The organism is Nonomuraea sp. NPDC049655 (assembly GCF_044465465.1).
Taxonomy (GTDB): Bacteria; Actinomycetota; Actinomycetes; order Streptosporangiales; family Streptosporangiaceae; genus Nonomuraea.
In genome coordinates, this window is record NZ_JBITLS010000029.1 from 14,806 (window position 1) to 30,834 (window position 16,029).

The 16,029-nt window shown below is 73.8% G+C and carries 16 protein-coding genes; 11 read left to right on the forward strand and 5 right to left on the reverse strand.

What is annotated here, in order from left to right; translation table 11 throughout:
• Positions 1-12 precede the first annotated feature (12 nt).
• Positions 13-1,488, forward strand: coding sequence for an MFS transporter (locus tag ACIBQ6_RS50035; protein WP_397219543.1), 1,476 nt, complete (start codon positions 13-15; stop codon positions 1,486-1,488).
• Positions 1,485-1,949 (forward strand): MarR family winged helix-turn-helix transcriptional regulator, encoded by a 465-nt coding sequence (locus ACIBQ6_RS50040; protein ID WP_397219544.1) that lies wholly within the window; start codon positions 1,485-1,487, stop codon positions 1,947-1,949. The genes ACIBQ6_RS50035 and ACIBQ6_RS50040 overlap by 4 nt, the downstream gene beginning before the upstream one ends.
• A 2-nt stretch (positions 1,950-1,951) precedes the next feature.
• Here ACIBQ6_RS50040 and ACIBQ6_RS50045 read toward each other — a convergent pair whose 3' ends face one another.
• Positions 1,952-2,512: a GNAT family N-acetyltransferase gene (locus ACIBQ6_RS50045; protein ID WP_358302675.1), complete on the reverse strand. Its 561-nt coding sequence runs from the start codon at positions 2,510-2,512 to the stop codon at positions 1,952-1,954.
• Between the two features lie 33 nt (positions 2,513-2,545).
• Entirely contained in the window at positions 2,546-2,965 is a 420-nt protein-coding gene (locus ACIBQ6_RS50050) for a MerR family transcriptional regulator (RefSeq protein ID WP_397219545.1), read from the reverse strand.
• Between the two features lie 54 nt (positions 2,966-3,019).
• Between ACIBQ6_RS50050 and ACIBQ6_RS50055 the strand changes: the two genes are divergently transcribed.
• On the forward strand, positions 3,020-3,970 hold the full coding sequence (locus tag ACIBQ6_RS50055; RefSeq protein ID WP_358302669.1) for an SDR family NAD(P)-dependent oxidoreductase: 951 nt from the start codon (positions 3,020-3,022) through the stop codon (positions 3,968-3,970).
• Here ACIBQ6_RS50055 and ACIBQ6_RS50060 read toward each other — a convergent pair.
• Both ACIBQ6_RS50060 and ACIBQ6_RS50065 read right to left on the reverse strand, forming a co-directional pair.
• On the reverse strand, positions 3,885-4,655 hold the full coding sequence (locus tag ACIBQ6_RS50060; RefSeq protein ID WP_397219546.1) for a hypothetical protein: 771 nt from the start codon (positions 4,653-4,655) through the stop codon (positions 3,885-3,887). The genes ACIBQ6_RS50055 and ACIBQ6_RS50060 overlap by 86 nt on opposite strands.
• A 105-nt stretch (positions 4,656-4,760) precedes the next feature.
• Entirely contained in the window at positions 4,761-5,195 is a 435-nt protein-coding gene (locus tag ACIBQ6_RS50065; protein WP_352325303.1) for a peptidase inhibitor family I36 protein, read from the reverse strand.
• 125 nt (positions 5,196-5,320) lie between these two features.
• On the opposite strand from ACIBQ6_RS50065, the gene ACIBQ6_RS50070 reads away from it, so the two are divergent.
• From ACIBQ6_RS50070 to ACIBQ6_RS50105, 8 genes are all read left to right on the forward strand, one after another.
• Positions 5,321-5,806 carry a MarR family winged helix-turn-helix transcriptional regulator gene (locus ACIBQ6_RS50070; protein ID WP_397219547.1) on the forward strand — a complete coding sequence of 162 codons (486 nt, stop codon included), beginning with the start codon at positions 5,321-5,323 and terminating at the stop codon, positions 5,804-5,806.
• An 80-nt stretch (positions 5,807-5,886) separates the two neighbouring features.
• On the forward strand, positions 5,887-7,326 hold the full coding sequence (locus ACIBQ6_RS50075; RefSeq protein ID WP_397219548.1) for an MFS transporter: 1,440 nt from the start codon (positions 5,887-5,889) through the stop codon (positions 7,324-7,326).
• 37 nt (positions 7,327-7,363) lie between these two features.
• Positions 7,364-7,840, forward strand: coding sequence for a TIGR03618 family F420-dependent PPOX class oxidoreductase (locus ACIBQ6_RS50080; protein WP_397219549.1), 477 nt, complete (start codon positions 7,364-7,366; stop codon positions 7,838-7,840).
• Positions 7,841-8,115: 275 nt separating this feature from the next.
• Positions 8,116-9,309, forward strand: a complete 1,194-nt coding sequence (locus tag ACIBQ6_RS50085; protein ID WP_397219550.1) for an integrin alpha — start codon at positions 8,116-8,118, stop codon at positions 9,307-9,309.
• Positions 9,310-9,431: 122 nt separating this feature from the next.
• Positions 9,432-10,514: a dihydrodipicolinate reductase gene (locus tag ACIBQ6_RS50090; RefSeq protein ID WP_397219551.1), complete on the forward strand. Its 1,083-nt coding sequence runs from the start codon at positions 9,432-9,434 to the stop codon at positions 10,512-10,514.
• A complete protein-coding gene (locus ACIBQ6_RS50095; RefSeq protein ID WP_352325308.1) occupies positions 10,511-11,047 on the forward strand; it encodes a carboxymuconolactone decarboxylase family protein in 537 nt (178 codons plus the stop codon). Before ACIBQ6_RS50090 ends, ACIBQ6_RS50095 begins: the two co-directional genes overlap by 4 nt.
• 1 nt (position 11,048) lies before the next feature.
• Positions 11,049-12,653, forward strand: a complete 1,605-nt coding sequence (locus ACIBQ6_RS50100) for a GMC oxidoreductase (protein ID WP_358302647.1) — start codon at positions 11,049-11,051, stop codon at positions 12,651-12,653.
• 97 nt (positions 12,654-12,750) lie between these two features.
• Entirely contained in the window at positions 12,751-13,734 is a 984-nt protein-coding gene (locus ACIBQ6_RS50105) for an alpha/beta fold hydrolase (protein WP_397219552.1), read from the forward strand.
• Between the two features lie 48 nt (positions 13,735-13,782).
• Here the strand turns inward: ACIBQ6_RS50105 and secD are convergent, their stop codons facing one another.
• A complete protein-coding gene (secD, locus tag ACIBQ6_RS50110) occupies positions 13,783-16,020 on the reverse strand; it encodes a protein translocase subunit SecD (protein ID WP_397219553.1) in 2,238 nt (745 codons plus the stop codon).
• Between the last annotated feature and the right edge of the window lie 9 nt (positions 16,021-16,029).

A 16,029-nucleotide genomic window follows, 5' to 3' on the forward strand; every position in this document is an offset into this window, starting at 1 on the left:
TATAATCGTTATATGCCTATAACGAGTAGAGCGCCCCTGTCCCCCGCCCCCGCGCTCAGCCCCCGCCGGCGGATGCTCGTGCTGGCCATCTGCTGCATGAGCCTGTTCATCGTCGGGCTGGACAACACGATCGTGAACATCGCGCTGCCGGCCATCCGCCGCGACCTCAACGCCTCCATGTCCGGCCTCCAGTGGATCATCGACGCCTACACGGTGGTCCTGGCGAGCCTGCTCATGCTGGCCGGCTCGACCGGCGACCGGGTCGGCCGCCGGCGCACGTTCCAGACGGGGCTGGCGCTGTTCACGCTCGGCTCGCTCATGTGCTCGCTCGCGCCCGGCCTCGGCTGGCTGATCGCGGCGCGGGCGCTGCAGGCCGTCGGCGGGTCCATGCTCAACCCGGTCGCCATGTCGATCATCACGAACACCTTCACCGAGCCGCGCGAGCGGGCCCGCGCGATCGGCGTGTGGGGCGGCGTGATCGGCATCAGCATGGCGCTCGGCCCGCTGGTCGGCGGCACGCTGGTGGACTCGGTCGGCTGGCAGGCGATCTTCTGGATCAACATCCCGGTGGGCCTGGCCGCGTTCGCCCTCTGCGCGCTGTTCGTGCCCGAGTCGCGCGCGCCGCGCCCGCGCCGGGTGGACCCGGTCGGGCAGACGCTGGTCATCGTGCTGCTGGCCACCCTGACGTACGGCTTCATCGAGGCGCCGGCGGCCGGCTGGGCGTCCCCGCGCACGCTGGGCTGCTTCGCGGTCGCGGCGCTGGCGCTGGCCGTCCTCGCGCCGTACGAGCTGCGCCGCACCGACCCGCTGATCGACCTGCGCTTCTTCCGCAGCGCGCCGTTCACCGGAGCCACGGTCATCGCGGTGTGCGGCTTCTCCGCGCTGGCCGGGTTCCTGTTCGTCAACACCCTCTACCTCCAGGACGTGCTGGGCCTGTCCGCCCTGCACGCCGGCCTCTACACGCTGCCCATGGCCGGGCTCACCGTGGTCTGCGCGCCGCTGTCGGGCCGGATCGTCGGGACCGCCGGGCCGCGCGTCCCGCTGGTGGTGGCCGGGGTCACCATGGCGGCCAGCGGCCTGATCATGACCGGGCTGGCGGCGGACACGCCGACCTGGCGGCTCATGGCCGCGTACGTGCTGTTCGGGGTGGGCTTCGGCATGCTGAACGCGCCTATCACCAACACCGCCGTGTCCGGCATGCCGCGCGCCCAGGCCGGCGTGGCCGCGGCGGTGGCCTCCACCAGCCGCCAGATCGGCCAGTCGCTCGGCGTCGCGGTCATCGGCTCGCTGGTCACCTCGGCGGTGGCCGGCCCGTTCGCCGCCGGGTTCCCGCAGGCCAGCCACATCGGCTGGTGGATCGTCGCCGGGTGCGGGCTGGCCATCCTGCTGCTCGGTATCCTGACCACGACCGGCTGGGCCCGCCGCAGCGCCACCCGTACCGCCGAACGGCTCGCCCACGCACCCGACAGAACGGCGGACGCTGTATGACCGACACCTCCGGCAGTCCCGGCAGTTCCGGGCACGACGCCGTGGCCCGCGTCTGGGCGGCGATGTACGACCTCGTCCTGCGGCAGGAGGACCGCCGCAAGGAGGTGGCCGAGACGCTCGGCATGAGCTTCTTCCGGGTCAAGGCGCTGCGCCGCCTGCTGGCCGGGCCGATGAGCATGCGGGAGCTGACCGCCGAGCTGTCCACCGACAAGCCGTACACCACCCTGATGGTCGACGACCTGGAGCGGCGCGGCCACGTGACCCGCAGCGTCTCCCCCGACGACCGCCGCAGCAAGATCGTCACGCTCACCCCGGCGGGGACGGCCGCCGCCGAGGAGGCCGAGCGCATCCTGGCCCGTCCGCCGCGTTCCCTGCTGGCCCTGGACCCCGGCGACCTGGCCGCGCTCGACCGCATCATGGCCCTCCTGCTCACCCCGGAGGAGCCGGCCCGCCGGCGGTGAGGTCAGCCCTCGAACCAGGACAGCCGGGCGGCGCAGAGGGTCTGCTCGGCGCCGAACTCCTCGAAGGCGGCGACCGGCCGGAAGCCCAGGCGGGCGGCCAGTCTCAGCGATCTTCCGTGCGCCGTCCGGGTGACGATCACCACCGGCTGGTCGGGCAGCTCGGCCGCCGCGGCGCGCAGCGCGGCCGTCGCCGCCTCGTGGGCGAACCCGCTGCCCCAGGCCGGGCGGCGCAGCACGTAGGACAGCTCCAGCTCCTCGCCGTCGCCGGTGACGTGCCCGGGGCGGTCGGCCGCGCGGCGGTCGAGCGCGAGCGTCCCGAGCAGCCGGTCGGTGACGAGGTCGGCGATGACGTAGCCGCCCGGCGCGGCCGTCGCGGCGGCGGTTCCGGCGGCGTCGAGGAAACGTTCCACGTCGTCCCGAGGGCGCGGGCCGCCCAGGTGCTCGCGCACCTCGGGGTCGGTCATCAGCTCGACGAGGCCGTCCCGGTCGCCGTCGTGGGCCTTGCGCAGCAGCAGGCGTTCGGCGCGGATCTCCGTGGCGGACAGCGTGGGCAACCGGCTCATGGGTCCTTGATCCTAGGACAGCCGGGCCGCCGCTCAAGGCGAAGGCGTCGGCGACCAGACCCCGGCCGCGGTCCCGTCCCGGACGTGCCGGCGGTAGGCGACGACCTTGCCGTGGATGATGTCCAGGCTCGCCGTCAGGTCGGCGATCCGGTCGCGGACGGCCCGCTCGTGCTCCTCCAGCAGCGCGAGCCGCTCCGGCTCGTTGCCCGGCCCCGAGCGTACGAGGTGGGCGAACCTGCGCAGGGTGGCGATCGGCATGCCGGACTCCCGCAGCCGGTTGCACAGCAGCAGCCACTCCACGTCGGCCCGGTCGTAGGCCCGCTGCCCGCCCGCCGTACGCGGGATCGGGCGCAGGAACAGCTCCTCGCGCTCGAAGAAGCGCAGCGCGTGGACGCCGAGCCCGGTGGCCCGCGCGACGTCCCCGATGGACAGGCGGTCCGCGTCCCTGCTCATGGCACCTCGCCATAGTTTGACCTAGATTGCACTCTAGATTCTACGGTCGAGGGCATGGCACGTACCCAACAAAAAATCGGCTCGGGTTTCGGCGCGCACAGCACGGCCGACGACGTCCTGGCCGGCATCGACCTGTCCGGCCGGAACGTCCTGATCACCGGCGGCTACTCGGGCCTCGGCCTGGCGGCCACCCGCGCGCTGGTACGGGCGGGAGCGCACGTCGTCGTGCCCGCCCGCCGTCCCGGCGTGGCGCGGGACGCGCTGCGCGACCTCCCCCGCACGGAGGTGGCCGAGCTGGACCTGGCCGACCTCGGCAGCGTCCGCGCCTTCGGCGACCGGTTCCTGGAGACCGGCCGCGGCCTGGACGTCGTCATCGGCAACGCGGGCGTCATGGCCTACCCCCACCGGCCGGTCGGCCCCGGCTGGGAGGCGCATCTCGCCATCAACCACCTCGGCCACTTCGCCCTGGTCAACCGGCTGCGCCCGGCGCTCGCCGGGGCCCGGGTGGTGTCGGTCTCCTCCTCGGGGCACTTCCTGTCCGACATCCGCTGGGACGACCCGCACTTCCGCCACGGCCACGACCACTGGGCGGCCTACGGGCAGTCCAAGACGGCCAACGCCCTGTTCGCCGTCCATCTCGACGCCCTCGGCGCGGCCGACGGCCTGCGGGCCTTCGCCGTGCACCCGGGCAGCATCCTCACCCCGCTGCAGCGCCGCATCCCGCACGAGGAACAGGTCGCCCAGGGCTGGATCACGGCCGACGGACGCCGGGCCGACGGCTTCAAGACCCCGGAACAGGGCGCGGCGACCGCGGTGTGGGCGGCCACGTCACCTCTGCTGGACGCGCACGGCGGCGCCTACTGCCAGGACTGCGACCTGGCCGAGCCGGCGACGGGCGACGACATGCTGATCGGCGGCGTCAAACCCTGGGCCCTCGACCCGGACTCCGCCGCCCGCCTGTGGAGACTCTCCGCCGACCTGACCGATGAATCCGCCTTCTCCTGACCGCCCTACGGGCGGCGGCCGGGCCTGACCAGCACCGCGCCGCAGGCCGCCGCCAGGGCCGCCCGGCAGGCGGTGAGGCCGCGCGCGGCGGCGGGAGAGCCGCCGGCCCGGAGCAGGAGGCGGTCCGGACGGCGCGACCTGACCGTGGCCGCGAGCGCCCCGGCGAGTCGCCCGGCGGGTCCTCGGGGGCGCTGTACTCGATCGTGACGGTGTCGTGCCGGACCGGCTCGGACGTGACCGCCACGGCCCTGCCCTCGTCATACGGGAACGACGGGTCCCCCGTGAGGTAGCGCAGCAGCGCCTGGTCGCCGATGTAGGCGCGGGAGGAGGACGTCGCGGAGTCGGCCCTCGACACGGTGAGGTCGAACGGGTGGACCGGCGTCAGGCCCTGGGCGACGTCCGTTCCGGGCAGCTCCTGCCGGACGGCGGCGATCCCGAGCGCCGGTCGTGCGGGATCGAGCCGCACGACGAGCGCCCCCGGCCGCGCCTGCGGGAGGTACCGCGCCCTGGACTGCGCGGTCCCGGCCGCCGCCACCCACGCGCCGGCGACCAGATGGCCGGAGTGCATCCGGCCGTGCCGCCCGCGCGGGGCGGTCTCCGCGGCGAACACGGTCGCGCCGCAGGCCGGCATCACGAGCACGCCGATCAGCGCCAGGAAGAAGATCAGGGAGACGAGGTCCGGCATGGAGGGAGCGTACGAGCGGAACGATCGACGCGACACCCTCGCGGGCCGGGAACGGCGACGGCCGGCCGCCGCGGGGTGCGCGGGGCCGGCCGGAGGGTTCGAAGGTCAGCCGTGGGAGTCGGTGGTCGCGGCGCGCTTGATGCTCAGCTCGTCGCCGCCGATGGAGCAGGAGGGGCCGTTCGGGCCGCCGAAGCGGACGGAGTCGAAGAAGTCGCGGAAGGTGATGTAGAAGTTGCCCTTGCCGCGCGGGCCGGTGACGGCCGAGCAGCCGCCGTAGTCGGCCTCGGAGTAGAGATGGATGAGCGTGTCGGTGCGGTTCCAGTCGGACTTGGCGCGGTCGCCCATGCCCAGGGCCGCCAGGTTGGCCGTGCTCGCCTGGAGCTGGACGATGTCGCCGGTGCCGTCGAGACCGGAGAACAGGCAGTAGTTGCCTTCCTGGCAGCGGTCGTATCCCGTCGCCGCCTGCGCGGGGGACGCCACTGCGGCCAGCGCGGCCACGGCGATCGGTAACGCCAGAACGTGAAACTTCTTGCCCACCATGCCTCCATGGACGAAACTTTCCTTCGGTCCGAACATACATAGTGAGATCAACTTGCGCTAGACCGTCAGGGTGGACGTTCTTCAGCGGATAATCCGCTACGGGATGAGTTGGTAGCCTCGATGACATGACTTCGATGGCGCCCTCCCGCACCGAGCATGACCTGTCGTTCCTGCTCGACCACACCAGTCACGTGCTGCGCACCCGGATGGCGGCGGCCCTGGCCGAGCTGGGGCTGACCGCGCGCATGCACTGCGTGCTCGTGCACGCGCTGGAGGAGGAGCGCACACAGATCCAGCTCGCCGAGATCGGCGACATGGACAAGACCACGATGGTGGTCACCGTCGACGCCCTGGAGAAGGCCGGGCTGGCCGAGCGGCGGCCGTCGAGCACCGACCGGCGGGCCCGGATCATCGCCGTGACCGAGAAGGGCGCCCAGGTGGCGCGGCGCAGCCAGGAGATCGTGGACGGCGTGCACACCGCGGCCCTCGGCTCGATCCCGGACGACGAGCGGGAGGTGCTGGTACGCGCCCTGAACCGGCTGGCCACCGGCCACCTGGAGACCCCGGCCGAGGCGCCACAGCCGGTCCGGCGGGCCAGGGAACGCGGCTAAGTAGTTCCGTGACATATCGTCTGTAACGGAACTATCTGCTACGGTCTCTCCTGTTGCACCCCTTGAAACAGGAGACGACCATGTCCCTCACCTCCCGGCGCACCGCCCTGGCCGTGTTGTCGACGTCCGCCTTGATGACCATCCTCGACGGCAGCATCGTCACCGTGGCCATGCCCGCCATCCAGCGCGACCTGGGGTTCTCCCCCGCCGGGCTGAGCTGGGTGGTCAACGCGTACCTGCTCGCGTTCGGCGGGCTGCTGCTGCTGGCCGGACGGCTCGGCGACCTCGTGGGCCGCCGGACGATGTTCCTGGCCGGGAACGCGGTGTTCACCGGCGCGTCCCTGCTGGCCGGCCTGGCCAACAGCGAGGGCCTGCTCATCGCCGCCCGGTTCCTGCAGGGCGTCGGCAGCGCGATGGCCTCGGCCGTCGTGCTCGGCATCCTGGTGACCTTGTTCACCGAGCCGCGCGAGCGGGGGCGGGCGATCGCGGTCTTCAGCTTCACCGGCGCGGCCGGCGCGTCGATCGGGCAGGTGCTCGGCGGCGTGCTCACCGACGCGCTGAGCTGGCACTGGATCTTCTTCATCAACCTGCCGATCGGGCTGGCGACGATCGTGCTGGCGCTGCCCGCGCTGCCCGCCGACCGGGGCCTCGGCCTCGCGCGGGGCGCCGACGTGACCGGCGCGCTGCTGGTCACCTCGGGCCTGATGCTGGGCATCTACACCGTGGTCAAGGTCGAGGAGCACGGCTGGCTCGCCGTGCACACCCTGGCGTTCGGCGCGGTGTCGCTGGCCCTGCTCGCCGGCTTCTTCGTGCGCCAGGCCACCGCGCGCACGCCGCTGATGCCGCTGCGCGTGCTGCGCTCCCGCAACGTGGCCGGGGCCAACGTCGTGCAGATGCTGGCGCTGTCGGCGATGTTCGCCTTCCAGATCATCGTCGCGCTCTACATGCAGAAGGTGCTGGGGTACGGCGCCCTCGCCACCGGGCTGGCGATGCTCCCGGCGGCCGTGGCGATCGGCGGCGTGTCGCTGTTCGTGTCGGCGCGGCTGAGCGCCCGCTTCGGCGCGCCGGCCGTGCTGCTGGCCGGGCTGGTGCTGCTGCTGGCCGCGATGGCCTGGCTCACGCGGGTGCCGGTGGACGCCGACTACGTCACCGACCTGCTGCCGGTCATGGTGCTGATCGCGGGTGGCGGGCTGGCGCTGCCGGCGCTGACCACGCTCGGCATGTCGGCCGCCCGCGCGGACGACGCCGGCCTCGCCTCCGGGGTGTTCAACACCACCCAGCAGATCGGCATGGCGCTGGGCGTGGCCGTCCTGACCACGCTGGCGGCCTCCCGCACGCAGGAGCTGCGCGCCGGCGGGGCGGCCGAGGCGGCGGCGCTGACCGGCGGCTACCACCTGGCCTTCGCCACCTCGGCCGGGCTGCTGGCGGCGGCCGTCGTGGTCGCCCTGGCCGTCCTGCGCCGGCCCCGGGCCGCCGCGGCCGCCGACGCGTCGCGGATCGACCAGCCCGCCGCTCGCTGAATCCCCTTCTTCTCACCGCGAAACGGAGCCGATCATCATGACCGAGCCCTCCTACGGCCCCGGACAGGGCCCCGGCGCCCGCCCCCTCACCGAGGACGAACTCCTGCGGATCCTCGCCCGCCAGCCCTTCGGCGTGCTGGCGACGCTCAAGCGCGACGGCCGCCCGCACCTGGCCTCGATGGCCCTGCGCTGGGACGCCGCCGAGCGCGTCCTGCGCATCTCCTCCGCCGAGGGCCGCGTCAAGGTGCGCCACCTGCTCGCCGACCCGCGGGCGACGGTGCACCTGCAGGGCGACGACGTCCTGTCGTACGCCGTCGCCGAAGGACGGGCGGAGGTCTCCGAGCCGTCGCTCACGCCGGGCGACGCCACCGGACGCGAGCTGCTGGAGATGGCCGGCGGCTTCCCCGACCCGGCGGACGAGGCCGCCTTCCTGGCGGAGATGGCCAGGGGACGCCGCCTGGTCATCAGGATCCGGGTGGACCACCTGTACGGCATCGCCCTCGACGCCGCCTGACCGGCGCCCCCGGTTGTCCGGAGTCGGACGGGCGGGCACCGGGCCCCGGTTGCCGCGAGCCGGAGGCGCGGGCGAGGATGGCGCGATCGACAAGGGGAGGTCGTCGTATGCGGGTCCCGGGCCGTCCACTCGTGGTGTTGCTGGTGGGGGCGCTGACCGCGTGTTCCGCGCCGGGGCCCGCCGCCGCTCCCGGTCCCGTCCCCGTGCCGGACACGAGCCCGAGCCCTAGGACCTCGCCGACCCGCGCCTCGCCCCTGCCGCCCCACACCCCGACCGTGCCGACCCACGTCCCGGCCGTGCGGGCCGCGACCCGGCCGCCGGTCGTGCGGCCGGCGCGCAGCCGCTGCGACGGGGCGAGCGCCCGCGACTTCGACGGCGACGGCCGCGACGACGTCGCCCTCGGCTATCTCGGCGCCACCGGCCGGGTGCACGTCCTGTCGGCGGGCAAGGTCATCCACCTCCCCACCCCGCCGGGCAACCGGATGAAGGGCTTCGGCTGGTCGGTGACCATGGCCCACGTCAACGACGACCGCTGCGCGGACCTCGTCGTCGGCACCCGTACCCTGACCGTGGCCGGCCTGAAGGGGGCGGGCGGGGTCTACGTCCTGCACGGCGGGGCCGCCGCGCCGCCGCGCCGGCTCGTCTCGCCGCGGCCGCAGGAGGACGCGGCCTTCGGCGAGTCCGTCGCCGCCTACGGCGACCTCGTCGCGATCGGCGCGCCGCGGGAGCGGCCGGGAGGCGCGGTCTACCTGTTCAGGAAGGGCGCGTTCGTCCGGCGGATCACCCAGGAGACGCCCGGCGTGCCCGGCAGCTCCGAGGTCTCCGACCGGTTCGGCGACCGGCTCGCCCTCGGCCCGCTCGCCGGCGGCGGCGTGGGCCTCGTCATCGGCGCCCCGGAGGAGTACGCGGACGGCCCCGGCCGCCAGGACGTCGGCGACCGGGACGACTCGCCCCTCGGCGCGGTCACCGTCGTCCGCGACGTCACGGCGCGCAGACTGAGCGCGGCACGGCTGCGACCGCCGCGCGACGACGACGGCAGGCCCTGCGCAGGCTTCGGCGACAGCCTGGTGTACGTCCCCGGCACCGGGCCGGCCGTGTTCTCGCCGCCATGCGGCCGGCTGCGCTTCTACGACCTCGACCTCAAGGTCATCCGCACCGTGACGGCCCTGCGGGAGCCCTGGGACGCCGAGCTGGCCGCCTCCGCCGACGGCCGGGTGGCGGCCCTGGGCGGTGACCACGGCGACCCGGCGTTGCTGCTGCTGTCCCCGAAGGACGAGACGCGGGACCGCCGGCTCACGGGCGACTACCTCGCCGACACGGCGCACCGGGGGATCGCGTTCGGCGGCGGCCGGATCGTGGTCACGATGCAGGGGGCCGCCGACGTGGCCCTCGTCGACCCCGCCACCGGAAAGGCCGACCTGGTCAAGACCGCCACCGGGGACCTGTTCATCAAGGCCGTCGAAGGCTGAGAAGCGCCCGACGTCGAGGCCGCCGAAGGCTGAGGGACGTCCGTCGCCCGAGGCCGTCGAGGACTGAGGAGGGCCGGTCGTGGGCCCTGTACACCAAACCAAGCGCTTGCTACGCTCCGCCCATGACGTCCACCGTGGTGTGGGGTACCGGCAACGTCGGCCGCGCCGCCATCAGGGCCGTGGAGGCCCATCCCGACCTCAGTCTCGCCGCCGTCGTCGTGCACTCCCCCGACAAGGCCGGCCGCGACGCCGGACAGCTCGCCGGACTCGGCCGCGACCTCGGCGTCACCGCCACGGACGACGCCGCCGCCGTCCTGGCCGCCCGCCCGAGGGCCGTCGTGTACGCCGCCTCCGGCGACCTGCGCCCCGACGACGCCCTGGCCGACGTCCTGCGGGCCGTCCGGGCCGGCGCCGTCGTCGTCACGCCCTCCCTGTACGCCCTCTACGACCACCGCGGCGCGCCGCCCGAGCTGCGGGACCAGGTGCTGGCCGCCGTCGCCGAGGGCGGCGGCTCGCTGTTCGCCTCCGGCATCGACCCCGGCTGGGGCAACGACCTGCTGCCCCTGCTGCTCAGCGGCCTCGGCTCGGTCGTGGACGCCATCCGCTGCCAGGAGATCTTCGACTACTCCGGCTACGACCGCCCGGACGCGGTCCGGTACATGGTCGGCATGGGCCAGCCCATGGACTACGAGCCGCCGATGATCGCGCCGACCGTCCCGTCCATGGTGTGGGGCGGGCAGGTACGGCTGATGGCGCGGGCCCTCGGCATCACGCTGGAGGAGATCCGCGAGGTCGTCGAGCGGCGTGCGCTCGACCGCACGGTCACCACCGCCGGCATGGGCGACTTCGAGGCCGGCACCCAGGGCGCGGTGCGGTTCGAGGTGCAGGGCGTCGTCGAGGGCGAGCCGCGCATCGTGATCGAGCACGTCACCCGCATCCACCCCGCCTGCGCCCCCGACTGGCCGCTCCCCCCGGACGGCGGCGACGGCGCCCACCGGGTGATCGTCGAGGGCCGCCCGCGCATCGAGGTCACGATCGAGGCCACCGACGAGGGCGGCAGCCGTTCGGCGGGCGGGAACGCCACCGCGGCGGGCCGGCTGGTGAACGCCATCGACTGGCTCGCCACCGCCCCGCCCGGCCTGTACGACGCGCTCGACGTCCCACTGCGCCCCGCGTCCGGCCGGCTCGGAAGGAAGAACCCGTGATCGTCGACGTTCCCGGCGGCAAGGACCCGATCGCGTACGTCTGGGGCGAGCTGGTCCCCGGCATCGGGACCGCCGCCTCGAAGTTCTCCATGGCCGTCTACGCCCACACCACGCTGGGCCTGCGCGAGTTCGAGGCGGCCCGGCTGCGGATCGCGCAGATCAACGGCTGCGTCTTCTGCCTCGACTGGCGCACCGAGCGCGACGGCGTCAAGGTCGAGGACGGCTTCGCCGACGCGGTCGCGGACTGGCGCGCCACGGACGCCTTCGACGCGCGCACCCGGCTCGCCGCCGAGTACGCCGAGCGCTACGCCCTGGACCACCACGGGCTCGACGAGGAGTTCTGGTCCCGGATGACCGAGCACTACAGCCAGAACGAGATCGTGGAACTGAGCATGAGCATCGGTTCCTGGTGGGCCTTCGGCCGGCTCAACCACGTGCTGGGCCTGGACACGGCCTGCATGCTGACCGGCGGCCCGGCACCCTCCGTCAGACCGACCGAGTCCGCGTCAGACCGACCGAGCGAGGGCACGTGACATGAACACCAGCCGCCGCACCTTCATCGCCGGAACCGCCTCCCTCCTGGGCGCCGCCGCACTGCCCGGCCGCGCCGCCGCCGTCGCCACCGCTGCCGCCGACGGGCCGATCGCCGACGGCGCCCGCGTGCCCGTCCTGGTGATCGGCACCGGGTACGGCGGCTCGGTGGCCGCCCTGCGCCTGGCCCAGGCGGGCGTCGAGGTGCACATGATCGAGATGGGCATGGCCTGGGACACGCCCGGCTCGGACGGCAAGATCTTCTGCAACACGCGCGAGCCCGACTATCGCTCGTACTGGCTGCGCACCAGGACCAAGGCGCCGCTCAACTACTTCCTCGGCTTCCCCATCGACCGGGACATCCCCCGCTACACCGGCATCCTGGACGCCGAGGAGTTCGCCGGCATCACGGTCTACCAGGGCCGCGGGGTCGGCGGCGGCTCGCTGGTCAACGGCGGCATGGCCGTCACGCCCAAGCGGGAGAACTTCGCCGCCGTGCTCCCGTCGGTGGACGCCGACGAGATGTACGGCGTCTACTACCCGCGCGCCAACTCCGGCCTCGGCGTCGGCCTGGTGGATCCGGCCTGGTTCGACACCACCGCGTGCTACCAGTACGCCCGCGTGGGCCGCAAGCACGCCCAGCGCTCCGGCTTCCCGTTCACCTTCGTCCCCGACGTGTACGACTGGGACTACATGAAGCAGGAGGCGGCCGGCACGGCCACCCAGTCGGCGCTGGCCGGCGAGATCCTCTACGGCAACAACCACGGCAAGAAGTCCCTGCAGAAGACCTACCTGGCGCGGGCCCGCGCGACCGGCAGGGTGACGATCTCGCCGCTGCACCAGGTCACCTCGGTCGCCCCGGCGGCGGGCGGCGGCTACACCGTCCGGATCGACCAGCTCGCCACCGACGGCTCGGTCACCGCCGCCAAGACCGTCACGGCCGCCCGGGTGTTCTTCGCCGCGGGCAGCGTCGGCACGAGCAAGCTGCTGGTCAGGCTGAAGGCCACCGGCGCGCTGCCGGGTCTGGACGACGAGGTCGGCAAGGGCTGGGGCGACAACGGCAACGTCATGTGCGGCCGGGCCAACCACCTGTGGGACCCGACCGGCAAGCTGCAGTCGGCCATCCCCTGCGCGGGCATCGACAACTGGACGGCCGGCGGCGCGTTCGCCGAGGTGGCGCCGCTGCCGACCGGGATCGAGACGTACGCCTCCTTCTACCTGTCGATCACCAACACCCCGCGCCGCGCGCAGTTCTCCTGGAACGCCGCGACCGGCAAGGTGGACCTGAGCTGGCAGACCGCCTGGAAGCAGACGTCCATCGACATGGCGAAAACGATCTTCGACAAGATCAACGCCAAGGAGGGGACGATCTACCGCACCGACCTGTTCGGCGTGTACAAGATCTGGGGCGACCACCTCACCTACCACCCGCTCGGCGGCGCGGTGCTGAACCGGGCCACCGACAACTACGGCCGCCTGACCGGCTACCCCGGCCTGTACGTCATCGACGGCTCGCTGATCCCCGGCAACACCACGGTGAACCCGTTCGTCACCATCACGGCGCTGGCCGAGCGGAACATCGAGAAGATCATCGCCACCGACCTTTAACGCAGGGTTTGCCGAAACGGCAACGGAGTTCGCGCGCCGCGGCACGGGCCGCGCATGATCCTGGTGACAGGCCAGGACACATATGCGTGGAGGAACGATGTCGCAGCTCACCCCGGTCGCCGAGGGCGTCCACCGCCTGGTGCCCTCCCCCGCCGGCCGGGTCCATCTCGTGGAGGCGGGGCAGGGGCCGCTGGTGCTGCTGGTGCACGGCTTCCCCGAGTCCTGGTACTCCTGGCGGCACCAGCTCCCGGCGCTGGCCGCCGCCGGGTACCGGGCGGTGGCGGTGGACGTGCGCGGCTACGGCCGCTCGTCCAAGCCGGCGGACGTGGCCGCGTACCGGATGACCGAGCTGGTCGAGGACGGCGTGGCGGTGGTGCGGGCGCTGGGCGAGCGGAGCGCGGTGATCGTCGGCCACGACTGGGGCTCCGGGATCGCCGCCCACAGCGCCCTGCTCAGGCCGGACGTCTTCCGCGCGGTCGCCATGCTCAGCGTGCCGTACACGCCGCGCGGCGGGCCGCGTCCCACCGAGGCGTTCGCCGCCATGGGCGGGACGGACGAGTTCTACGTCAGCTACTTCCAGACGCCCGGCCGGGCCGAGGCCGAGATCGAGCCGGACGTCCGGGGCTGGCTGGCGGGCGTGTACGCGGCCCTGTCCGCCGGGACCATGCCGGGCCCGGACGCGCCCCACCCGCTGTTCGTGGCCCCGGGCGGCAGGCTGCGCGACCGGTTCCCGGCCGGCGGCACGCTGCCCGGCTGGCTGAGCGAGACCGACCTCGACTTCTACGCCGCCGAGTTCGAGCGCACCGGCCTGGCCGGCGCGCTGAACCGCTACCGCAACATGGACCGCGACTGGGAAGACCTCGCGCCCCACGACGGCGCGCCGATCGTCCAGCCCTCGCTGTTCGTCGGCGGCGCGCAGGACGACACGACCCGGTGGCTCTCCGCCGCGATCGACGCCTTCCCCACCACCCTGCCCGGCCTGGTCTCCTCCCGGCTCCTGGACGACTGCGGCCACTGGATCCAGCAGGAACGCCCGGACGAGGTCAACGCCATCCTCCTGGACTGGCTCGCCCGGCTCTGACCCGCGACGCCGCGGGCCCGCCCGCGCGAGGCGGGCCCGCGGCGCCGGTCACAACACGGCTCCCGAGCCCTCGCGCGGCCGCCGGGCGGCCTTGGGCGCGGGCGGCTGGGGGGCCGGACGGCGGTCGTACCGGGCCAGGCCGATGGCCGCGGGGCCGGCCACGAACGACGACGTCAGCGTGCCCACGACGATGCCGGTGACCAGCGCGATCGCGAAGTCACGCAGCGAGTCGCCGCCGAAGACGGCCAGCGCGACCAGCACGAAGAGCGCGCCGAGCCCGGTGTTGACGGTCCGCGGCACGGTCTGCAGGATCGCCGTGTTCACCGCCTCGGCCAGCGGCGCGGTGCGGCGGGCGGCCCACAGCTCGCGCACCCGGTCGAACACCACCACCTTGTCGTTGACGGAGTAGCCGACCACGGTCAGCATCGCGGCGAGGAACACGCCGTCCACCGGCTTGCCGAGCCAGGCGAACAACCCGATCACCACGGCCAGGTCCACCAGCAGCGCCAGCACGGTCGCCGTGCCGAACGTCCACCGGAAGCGCACCGCCAGGTAGAGCAACTGCGCCGCCACGGCCACGCCGAGCGCGATGACGGCGTTGCGGCGCAGCTCCTCGCCCAGCGTGGGGCCGATGAACTCGTCGCGCACCTTGCTCACCTCGCCGCCCTGCCCCTCCAGCGCGGCCTGGACCTTGGCCGGGTCGAGCTGCCCCGCGCGCACGGTCACGCCGTCGGCGGCGGCCTGCACGACCGCGCCCGGATAGCCGGCCTCGCTCACGAGCCGCCGGGCCGTGTCGGCGTCGACCGCCCTGGACGTGCCGAACTCCACGAGCCGGCCGCCGGTGAACTCGACCCCGAAGTCCAGGCCGCGGGTGAACAGCCCGGCCAGCGCCGCGACGACCAGGCCGCCCGCGACCGCCAGCCACAGCTTCCTGGCCTTCATGAGCTGGGGGTTCCGGCGGGCCAGCCACGTCCGGACCGCGCCCGGTGAGCCCAGGCCCGACAGGCGCGGCCCGATCCGGCCGATGACGGCCTGGGTGAGCACGCGGGTGATCAGCATGGCCGACACCAGCGAGGCCAGCACGCCGATCGCCAGCGTCACGCCGAACCCCTTGACCGGCCCGGAGGCCAGCCCGAACAGCAGCGCGGCGGCGATGAGCGTGGTGACGTTGGAGTCGGCGATGGCGCTCCAGGCGTTCTTGAACCCCCGGTTCAGTGCCGGGGCGAGCCCGCGGGCCGGGGCCAGGCCGTACTCCTCCCTGGCGCGCTCGAAGACGAGCACGTTGGCGTCGACCGCCATGCCGATGGCCAGCACGAACCCGGCCAGGCCGGGCAGCGTGAACGTCGCGCCCATCGCGACCAGCGCGGCGTAGGAGATCAGGCCGTAGCAGGTGAGCGCGATGGCGGCGAGCAGGCCGGACAGGCGGTAGATCACGATGATGAACAGGGCGGTCAGCACCAGCCCGGCGATCGCGGCCTTGACGCTGGCCTCGATGGCGTCGGCGCCCAGTGTGGGGCCGACCGTCCGCTGCTCGACCAGGTCGAGCGGCACGGGCAGCGCGCCGCCCTTGATCAGCACGGCCAGGTCGCGGGCCTCCTCGTGGGTGAAGGACCCGGTGATCTCGGTGTTGCCGCCGGGGATGCCGGCGCCGCAGGGCACGGACGGGTCGAGCTGCGGCGACGAGATGATCTTCTTGTCGAGCACGATGGCGACGCGCCGCTTCGGGTCGCCCGCCGGCTGGCAGGCGGCCGCGCCGGTCATCCGCTGCCAGGCGTCGGCGTCGCGGAAGTCGACCGTGACCGACCAGCCGGGCCCGCGCTGCGGGTCGCTGCGCTCGGTGGCGTCGCTGACGCCGTCGCCGCTGATCGCCGCCGGGCCGAGCGCGAGCGGGCTGCCGCTCTCGTCGGGCAGCGCGGTGGCGTCCCCGGCCTTGCCGGGGCCGGTGACCGGGTGGAAGGCGAGCTGGGCGGTGCGGCCGATGACCTCGGCCGCCTTGCTCGGGTCGAGCACGCCGGGCAGCTCGACGATGATCCGCTTCTCGCCGGAGCGGGCCAGGGTGGGATCGACGACCCCCAGCGCGTCCGCCCGGCGGCGGAGCACGTCGAGGGCGCGGTCGGTGGCCGAGGAGTCGGCCGTGACCGTCGGGGAGTCTCTGGCCTCGAAGACGAGCTGGGTACCGCCGCGCAGGTCGAGGCCGAGGCGTGGCGTGGCGGTGAGGGACAGGATGATCGAGGTCGCGATGACGGCGAACGCCGCCAGCGCGCGCCACATGGGCGCACGTGACATGAGGCCTCC